Origin of the sequence: Amycolatopsis jiangsuensis, from assembly GCF_014204865.1 — a bacterium.
GTDB classification, from domain to species: domain Bacteria; phylum Actinomycetota; class Actinomycetes; order Mycobacteriales; family Pseudonocardiaceae; genus Amycolatopsis; species Amycolatopsis jiangsuensis.
On the sequence record NZ_JACHMG010000001.1, the window covers coordinates 1,362,605 to 1,370,490 of the forward strand.

The following is a 7,886-nucleotide window of genomic DNA, read 5'->3' on the forward strand; positions in this document are numbered from 1 at the left end:
GGGCAGCAGCGGTTCCAGGATCGCCCACTGCGCGTCGGTCAGGTCGGCTCACCCCGTCGCCGCTAAGCTGGGCACGAGGTCTCCGGTGTTCTTGATCAGCTTGGTCGTTGATCGGTCTACCGGAGACCTCATCTATTTGACCTAAGACACGCCGCACCAACAACGCCAGCCAGAAACTTAGCTGTTCAGCACATCAAACAGGCGCTAGCGCGAGAACGGCGATCCACTATCGGGGGGACTGCGCCAGGAAGGTTAGCCGCCTGCCGGGGTCGCCAGCAGGCGGCTAGATATTGATCAACGATGCTTGACGCTGCGGCCAGTCGCAGTGGCGAGTGCCGGGTTCCCTTGCCTGCATGCCCAGGTCACAGGTAGGTAACCAATTGAGTGTTGGCTCGAATCGGGATAAACACTCACGACACCCACCCGCACTGCCGCGGACCGCACGGGCGACGGGCGGCGAGTGGCGGGCGGCGGGACACGGCGGCGCGGCGGCCGGTGTGGCCGAGCACTATCCGCTGCCGGCTTGCCGCGGAAGAGATCCGGCGGAGCGCGGTTGACCGTGGCCAACCGCGCTCCTCCGGTTTCGGGTGCTGGTCAATCAGCCCAGGCAGTTGTCGCTGGGCAGCGAGTCGCTCGTGTCGACCGGGCAGGTTACGTGACACGACAAGGCAACATGCGCGCCGGCGGGTAGAGCTTCTCGCTCGGGCAGAACTTGCAGCTGAGAAACGTCGGTCGTGACCATTCCGTTTTCCCTTTCTTGTGTGGTGGAATCACGCGAATTCAGACGACAGTTCCGCCGGGGCGGCACCGCCGCCCCGGTGCCGGCGCGGTGCTGGCGTCGCCACCATCCATTGTCGTGGCAAGGAATACCTCAGCCGCAGGAGAAAGCCGAGATACCCGGCCATGCCGACACCGTACTGAGTGCCGAATCCGACGCTGGTTTCGTCGGGGATCAGCACCTTGCCCTCGAACAGCGCGTGCCGGAGATAGCCGGTCGAGGCAAGTTCTTCGGCCCATTGCCGGTAGCGGAGGTCGCCCGTCGCGTCGCCTAGGTCCAGCAGGAATTCCCCGTTTCCGGCCAGCCCGTGGCACTGCACTGGGGAGGCGTGCCACCGCCGCCGGTAAGCGGCGGTGGCCGCGCGGTCGGCGAAGTCGAAGAATTCCTGGATGCCGGTCGCCTCCCACAATCTGAGGAGGAATGTCGCGACACCGGTCGATCCGCTGCACCAGTGTTCCATCGGATCGCTGTCGTCGTCCGCGGAGGACGGCCACAACGCGGCGGTGGCGTCCGCGCCGACCGCGGCGGCGACCAGGCTACGGCCGGCGTCGGCCGCGAGCGAGACCCAGTCGTCCCGGTCGCAGATCAGTCCTGCGCTCAGCAGGAAACAGGCGATTCCCGCGGTGCCGTGCGCGAATCCGAGATGGGTCAGCCCGGCGAGCCGCGAGGCGAATGCGGCGGGAATGGGCCAGCGGATTCCGTCTCCGGTGCGGACGACCCTGGCGGCGAGACCTTCGGCGCACGACTGGGCCCGGTCCCGGAATTCGGGGTCGCCGGTCGCCTGCCAGAACCGCAGTTGCGCGATCCCGGCTCCGGCGGCCCCGTGCGCGACATCGGGGTTTTCCCAGTCGGTCGGGACCTGTTTGGCCAGTGCGACCGCCGCGTCGGCGAGCTGCCGGTCGCCGAGCGCTCCGGCGGCGTCGTGCATGGCCCAGCCTGTGCCCGAGCGGCCGAAGTGCAGACCGGGAAGCCGCCGGGACTCCGTCGCCACGTAGTCGCGCAACCAGTGCGAAGCCGTCTGGACGGTGTCGCGCAGTCCCTGGTCCGGCTGCTGCCGGAAGGCAGTGGTCAGCACGGCGAGCACACCGGCGGCGCCGTGCTGCACGTTGGCCGGGTCGACGAACCCGGTCGTGCAAGTCCTCGGCCACGGCCCGTGCTTCGTGTTCTGCTGGTCGAAAGTGGCGCAAAGGTGGGCGAGGCCGTCCGCGAGCACCCGCCGCGCGGTCGAATCCGGCCAGTGACCGGGCGTCGCCGGCCGCGCCGCTGGCGTCTCGGCGGCGAGAAATGCGCGGATCTCGCCGCCGGTCCACCGGTGCTGCGGGTCAGGATCGACGAGCCCCATGATCAACGGGGTCAGCGCGACAGCCCCCGCCGAGTTCGCAGCTGCCAGCCAGGGCGACATCCGGTCCCGCGCCGGACGCGGCTCGGGGCTGTCCGCCGGGAACACCGGGTCCGTGCCGATCACCAGTAAAAACCCGAGTGCGCCGACGCTGTACCAGTCCGCCGCGGCGGCCGCGGGGGCGCCGTCGAGCTGTTCCGGGGCGGCGTACCCGGGTGTGCCGCCCGGCTGCGCGTCGCTGCCGGCCGGGGCGGCGAACTCCAGGTCGACCAGAGCGACGGTGCCGTCCGGCCGCACCATGACGTTGCCGGGACTCAGGTCGCGCAGCACCCAACCGGCCTGGTGCACCGATTCCACCACGTCCGCCAGCTGCCGCAGGATGGCGCGCGCGGCAAGCAGCGGGACGCCCGGCTCGCGACGCGTCTGCGCGCCGACGACCCCGCTGTGCTCGCGGACCCACCGCCGCAGCGCCGCTCCCTCGATCTCTTCCTCAGCCAGGAAGAGATCCCCGTCTTGCTCGAACAGGGCCAGCTTCGCCGGAGTGTGCCCCAGCGCTTCGAGTTCCCCGAGCACCGCGGCCTCGTGCCGCAGCGCCGTCTGCGCGGTTTTTCCCGAGTTTCCGGTGACATGCCGGCGGGCCTGTTTCACGATGACGCCGGTGCTGTTTTCCCGGTCTGTCGCGAGATACACCCCGCCGCGACTGGAGTGGCGGATCGCCTCGGCCGCGGCGAACCGGCCGCCCAGCAGCACTTCGACCCGCGGAGCGGGCCCGGTGGGCGCGGCGCTCGGCGCCGCGGGGTCCGCCAGCGGATCCCGCGCCCACGGCGGCGGGGCGAACCAGGCCTCGCGGCGGTCGGGAACCAGCACCGGTTCCGTTCCGCTGCCGGGAACCACCAGCGCTCCGACCAGTTCCGCGTCATTGGTCAGCATCCGGCGCGGCGAGAAACCGCCGTAGCGGTAGTGCACCGGGCTTCCCGGCCGGTACGCGCGGTCGGAGAGGATGAGGGGACCCGGAAGTCCTTCGGCCGCCTCGTGCAGCTCTTCGGCGAGCAGCCGGAAATGCTCGTCGTCACGCGGGTAGCAGGTGATGAACTTGGCCGCGCCTTGCCTCGGATAATGGGCGGAATTGAGCAGGGCCAGCCGGTCCGGGGAACTCGCGAACTTGAACACGCACCGGTTCCGCAGCAGGACCTCCGCCGAGCGGTCCAGCACTTCGGCCGCCGCCTCGGTCGTCGCGGAGACGTGGATCTTCCAGCCCTGCACGGGATGGGACGCGCCGTCCGGGCGCACGTGACACCACATCTCGTCGAACTCCACGTCGAGTGCGTCCCCGGACGCCTGGGCGCGCAGCACCCGGACATAAGGCGAATCGGCGGGCGGGACGGGCTGACCGCCCAGCCTCCAGACGGCACCGAAAACGCTGGGCAGTTCCCGGAAATCCGCCGGCCTCGGCACCCCGCTCACCGTGCCTCCGGCCGAAATCCGCTCGCGCCCGGTCCACCGCTCAAGCATTTCATCCGTTGTGGCCTCCACTTCGTCCAGGCCGCTTCGAATGCGCGGCCGGTTCCCGTCGAATTTCGCGCGCGAAAAAAATACCGATCACTGGACCCGTCAGGCGCGGCGTTCCCAGGAGAGACCGTCCGCCGAGGACACGAGCCCGTCGGGAAACATTCCCGGCTCCGGCTCGTCCTGTTCGCCGGCAACCGCCCGCAACTGGAGATCCCCGGCCTCGCGCAGCACGGAACCGAGGAATCTGGTCCCTTCGCCTGCGAACACGGCGTCCCCCTCGTCGAGCGATTCCGGCCGCGTCGCGTCTCGCAGCGCGTCCCCGAACCGCGACGCGCCGGGCGCGGACACCCCGGCGACCAGGTCGACGAACGCCTCCTCGTCCGGCTGGTCGGTGCCGAGCACCTTGCGCGCTTCCCAGAAGTACGACGATTCCGATTCGTTGATGTTGTACATCGCCTGCAGGAACGTGTGGTACACCTCCAATTCCCGGGCGTACCGCCGTTCGAATTCCCGGAAGCACTCCGCTTCCGGCAGGCTCCCGGACAGGACGGTGCTGATCGATCGCGCGGCGAGCACACCGCTGTAAGTCGCCAGGTGGACTCCGGTGGAAAACACCGGGTCGACGAAACACGCGGCGTCCCCGACCAAGACCGCCCCCGGCCGCCAGTATCGGGTGCTGCGGTACGAGTAATCCTTGCGCACCCGCACCTCACCGTATTTCCCGGAGGTCACGCGCCGCGCTTCCGAAAGATAATCGCGCACGATCGGACACGAGTCGACGAAACCGTGCAAAGCGCCTTCGCGGTCTTTCTGAATCGTAGCCGCCCGCTCGCTCGCCACCACGGCTCCGACGCTGGTCAGCGTGTCCGAAATCGGGATGTACCACATCCAGCCGTCGTCGAAGGCCGAGCAGAGGATATTGCCTTCGTTCGGCGCGGGAAGGCGTTTCCCGCCTTCGAAATAGCCGAATACCGCGACGTTCCGGAAGAAGTCCGAATAGACTCGTTCGCCCACTCCCTTGTACAGCGCGGTCGAGCTCCCCGCCGCCACCACGACGTACCGCGCGGCGGCGGTGGCCACCGCGCCGGAATCGTCGCGGAACCGGACGCCCCGGTACCGGCCGTCCTCTTCGATCAGCGCGAGCACCTCGTGCTCCTCGCGGACGTCGACGCCGTGCTTGCGCGCGTTCTCCAGCAGGATCTGGTCGAACCGCGCACGGTCGACCTGGTAGGCCGTCGAGGTGCGCCCGGCCAGCTTCCGCGACAGCGCGAAGGTGAAGGTCCACGGGTCCGGATTGGCTCCCCAGCGGAAAGTGCCGCCGCGTTTGACCGGGAACCCGGCGCGGGCCAGCTCGTCGGAGACCCCGAGCATCTCGCACACCCCGTGCACGGTCGAGGGCAGCAGGGACTCTCCGATCTGGTAGCGCGGGAACCTTTCCTTCTCCAGCAACAGGACCCGGTGTCCACGTTTGGCCAGCAGCGTCGCCGCCGTCGCCCCGCCGGGCCCGCCGCCGGCCACGATGACGTCGAACTCGGGGTGTGCCGATTGATCCATGATGTGCGTCCCTCGTGTCGTTTGTTCGTCCCTCATGGGGTGGGCGGGTCGAGTGCGAGCCGCTTCTCCGCGGCGACGCCGGCGTCCGGGGCGGTGCGGGAAAGCCAGGCGGCCAGAGTCGCCACGCTCGCGGCCTCGTACACCCACAGCAGCGGCACCTCGACGCCGAAGATCCGGGACAGGCGCAAGGAAATGCGCATCGCGTCGATCGAGCGCCCCAGGTCCGCGAAGCCCGCCGAGCGGCTGACGTCCGGCAGGCCGAGCACGTCGCACCACACTCGCGCGACCGCCTGTTCCACCGCGCCGCGCGGCGGTTCCACCGCGGCGGGCACCGGCGTCGCGAGGAGCGCTCGCACCGCCGCGTAGTCGGCCTTTCCGTTCGGGTTGACCGGGAGCGCTCGCACCGGCCGGACGTCCGGCGGGACCAGGTACGCGGGCAGCCGGCCGGCGAGGAAGTCCCGCAAGGCCGGCAGGTCGGTCCCGGACGGCGCGACGCAGGCCGCGAGCGCGCGGCCCGGGGCGCGCGGGGATTCGACGACCGCCGCTTGCCGGAGGCCCGGGAACTCCAGGAGCGCCGCCTCGACTTCCCCGGGCTCCACCCGGTAGCCGCTGATCTTCAGCTGGCGGTCCGTCCGGCCGAGGAACTCCAGTTCGCCATCGGGGCGCCACCGGCCGCGGTCGCCGGTCCGGTACCTTCGCGCGCCCGGAACGCCGTCGGGGTCCGCGACGAACGCCGCCGCCGTCTCGCCCGGCCTGCCCAGATATCCGCGCGCCAGCCCGGCACCGGCGAGGTAGATCTCGCCCGCGGGCGCCGGACGGCCGGACTCGTCGAGCACGCTCACTCGCACGCCGGGGATCGAGCGGCCGATCGGCACGGTGTCGAGTTCGGGCAGCACACCGGACGGCGCGTGCCAGGCGGTGCTCCACACGGTGCCTTCCGCCGGACCGTATTCGTTCGCCAGCCGCGCGTCCGGAACCCGTTGCCGCGCCCGGCGAACGAGTGCGGGCGGGCAGCTTTCGCCTGCCAGGACGACTGTCCGCAGGGAGGCCACCTCGTCCGGGCCCGCGGCTTCGAGCACGAGATCGAACAGGGACGGCAGCGCCAGCACCGTGTCGATGCGGTGGTCGGCGATCTGGCGGACGAGCGCCCGTGCGTCGCTTTCGGTTCCTGTCGGCGGCAGGTAGAGCGTCCCGCCGCCGGCCAGCGTGCCGAAAACCCCGGCGACGGCGCTGTCGAACGCCACCGACGACAACAGGAGAAACCTGCGGTACGGCGGATATGCGGCCAGCCGCGCGCGGGTGGAGTTGACGATCGAGCGGTGCTCGACGGCGACGCCTTTGGGCCACCCGGTGGACCCGGAGGTGTAGATGACGTAGGCCAGGTTCCTGGGGGCGGCCGCGGGGCCCGGAAGCCCAGCCGGGGTCCGGTCGTCGCGGTTCTCGTCGAGATCCAGCACTGGCAGGCCGCTACCGGTGAACCGCGCGGCCGACTCGCGTTCGGTCAGGATCGCGCCCCAATTCCGGCCGAGCGCCCGGGTCGCCGGGCCGTCCGGGTCCATCGGGGCGTACGCGCCGCCTGCCTTGAGCGCGGCCAGCGCCCCGACGACCAGGGCGGGCGATCTGCGGGCGTGCACGCCGACGACCGTCTCGGGACCGACGCCGAGTGCGCGCAGGTCCCCGGCGAGCACGGCGGCGGCCCGGTCGAGCCGCCGGTAGCTCAGCACGGTCTCGCCCGCGACCACCGCGGCCGAATCGGGATTCCGGGCCGCTGCCTCCGCCACCAGCTCATGAATGCACAGATCGTGCTCCGCCATCGCGGCAACCCCGTTCTTCGGAGGCACGGAACGCGCGTCGCCGGCCCGCCGAAATGATTCGCCGCCGCCGGCCGAATAAATCGTGCGATCTCCAGCCTTCTGATTCTCGCCCTCGATTGTCAAGACGGTCGCTCCGTTCTCCGGGCAGCGCCCGATCCGGCCGCGGCCAAGACTTCCCGGCAGACCGACGGCAACTGGTCCCGGTAGTAGAAATGGCCGCCGGAATAGGTTTTCGACAGGAAGTCGCGCGAGGTGTGCGCGGCCCAGCGGGCAAGCAGCTCAGGAGGCGCCAAGGCGTCAGCGTCTCCGCCGATCGCCAGCAGCGGGCACGAAACCCGTTCGGCACTCGGCCGGTACCGCGCCGCCAGCAAGCAGTTCGCGCGCAGCCGGGACACCACGAAATCCAGCACTCGCGGGGAATCGAGCATTTCCTCGTCGACAATTCCCTGCGCGAGCACCTCTGCGCGCCACTGCTCGCCGGTCCTGCCCAGCACCTCCGCCTCGGTGATCGCCGGCTGGCCGGGCGGCCGGCTGGCCGACACCACCAGCAGCAGCGGCGACCGGGACCGGCGGCCGAGGCGGACAGCCATCTCATAGGCGACCAGCGCGCCCATGCTGTGCCCGAGCAGCACCAGCGGTCCCGTCGCGGCCTCGGCCACCGCTTCGGCGGCCTCCGCGGCGAACGCGGCGAGCGCGCTGTCCTCCCCGGACCGCGGTTCCGGGTACCGGAGCACGAGCGCGGCCTCGTCCGGCCCGACCAGCGGGGGCACCCACTCGGCGAAGCCGAAGCTGCTGCCCCCGGCGTACGGCGCCAGCACGAACGTGCGTTCCGGGTTTCCGCTGCCGTAACGCCACAGCAACGGGCCGAACGGTTCTCCGGTTTCCATGGTCA

The 7,886-nt window shown here is 70.6% G+C and carries 4 protein-coding genes; all 4 read right to left on the reverse strand.

Going from position 1 to position 7,886, the window contains the following annotated elements:
* Positions 1 to 770: 770 nt before the first annotated feature.
* On the reverse strand, positions 771 to 3,572 hold the full coding sequence (gene lanL / locus BJY18_RS06060) for a class IV lanthionine synthetase LanL (RefSeq protein WP_184778422.1): 2,802 nt from the start codon (positions 3,570 to 3,572) through the stop codon (positions 771 to 773).
* Positions 3,573 to 3,728: 156 nt separating this feature from the next.
* Entirely contained in the window at positions 3,729 to 5,180 is a 1,452-nt protein-coding gene (locus tag BJY18_RS06065; RefSeq protein ID WP_184778424.1) for an FAD-dependent oxidoreductase, read from the reverse strand.
* A gap of 32 nt (positions 5,181 to 5,212) precedes the next feature.
* The gene (locus BJY18_RS06070; protein ID WP_184778426.1) at positions 5,213 to 6,994 is read right to left on the reverse strand and encodes a non-ribosomal peptide synthetase; all 1,782 of its coding nucleotides are present in this window, start codon (positions 6,992 to 6,994) and stop codon (positions 5,213 to 5,215) included.
* Between the two features lie 119 nt (positions 6,995 to 7,113).
* On the reverse strand, positions 7,114 to 7,881 hold the full coding sequence (locus BJY18_RS06075) for a thioesterase II family protein (protein ID WP_184778428.1): 768 nt from the start codon (positions 7,879 to 7,881) through the stop codon (positions 7,114 to 7,116).
* Between the last annotated feature and the right edge of the window lie 5 nt (positions 7,882 to 7,886).

Bases quoted from the DNA above. Each gene is read 5' to 3' on its own strand.
- BJY18_RS06075 (WP_184778428.1), bottom strand. From the start codon at position 7,881: ATGGAAACCGGAGAACCGTTCGGCCCGTTGCTGTGGCGTTACGGCAGC.
- BJY18_RS06065 (WP_184778424.1), bottom strand. From the start codon at position 5,180: ATGGATCAATCGGCACACCCCGAGTTCGACGTCATCGTGGCCGGCGGC.
- BJY18_RS06070 (WP_184778426.1), bottom strand. From the start codon at position 6,994: ATGGCGGAGCACGATCTGTGCATTCATGAGCTGGTGGCGGAGGCAGCG.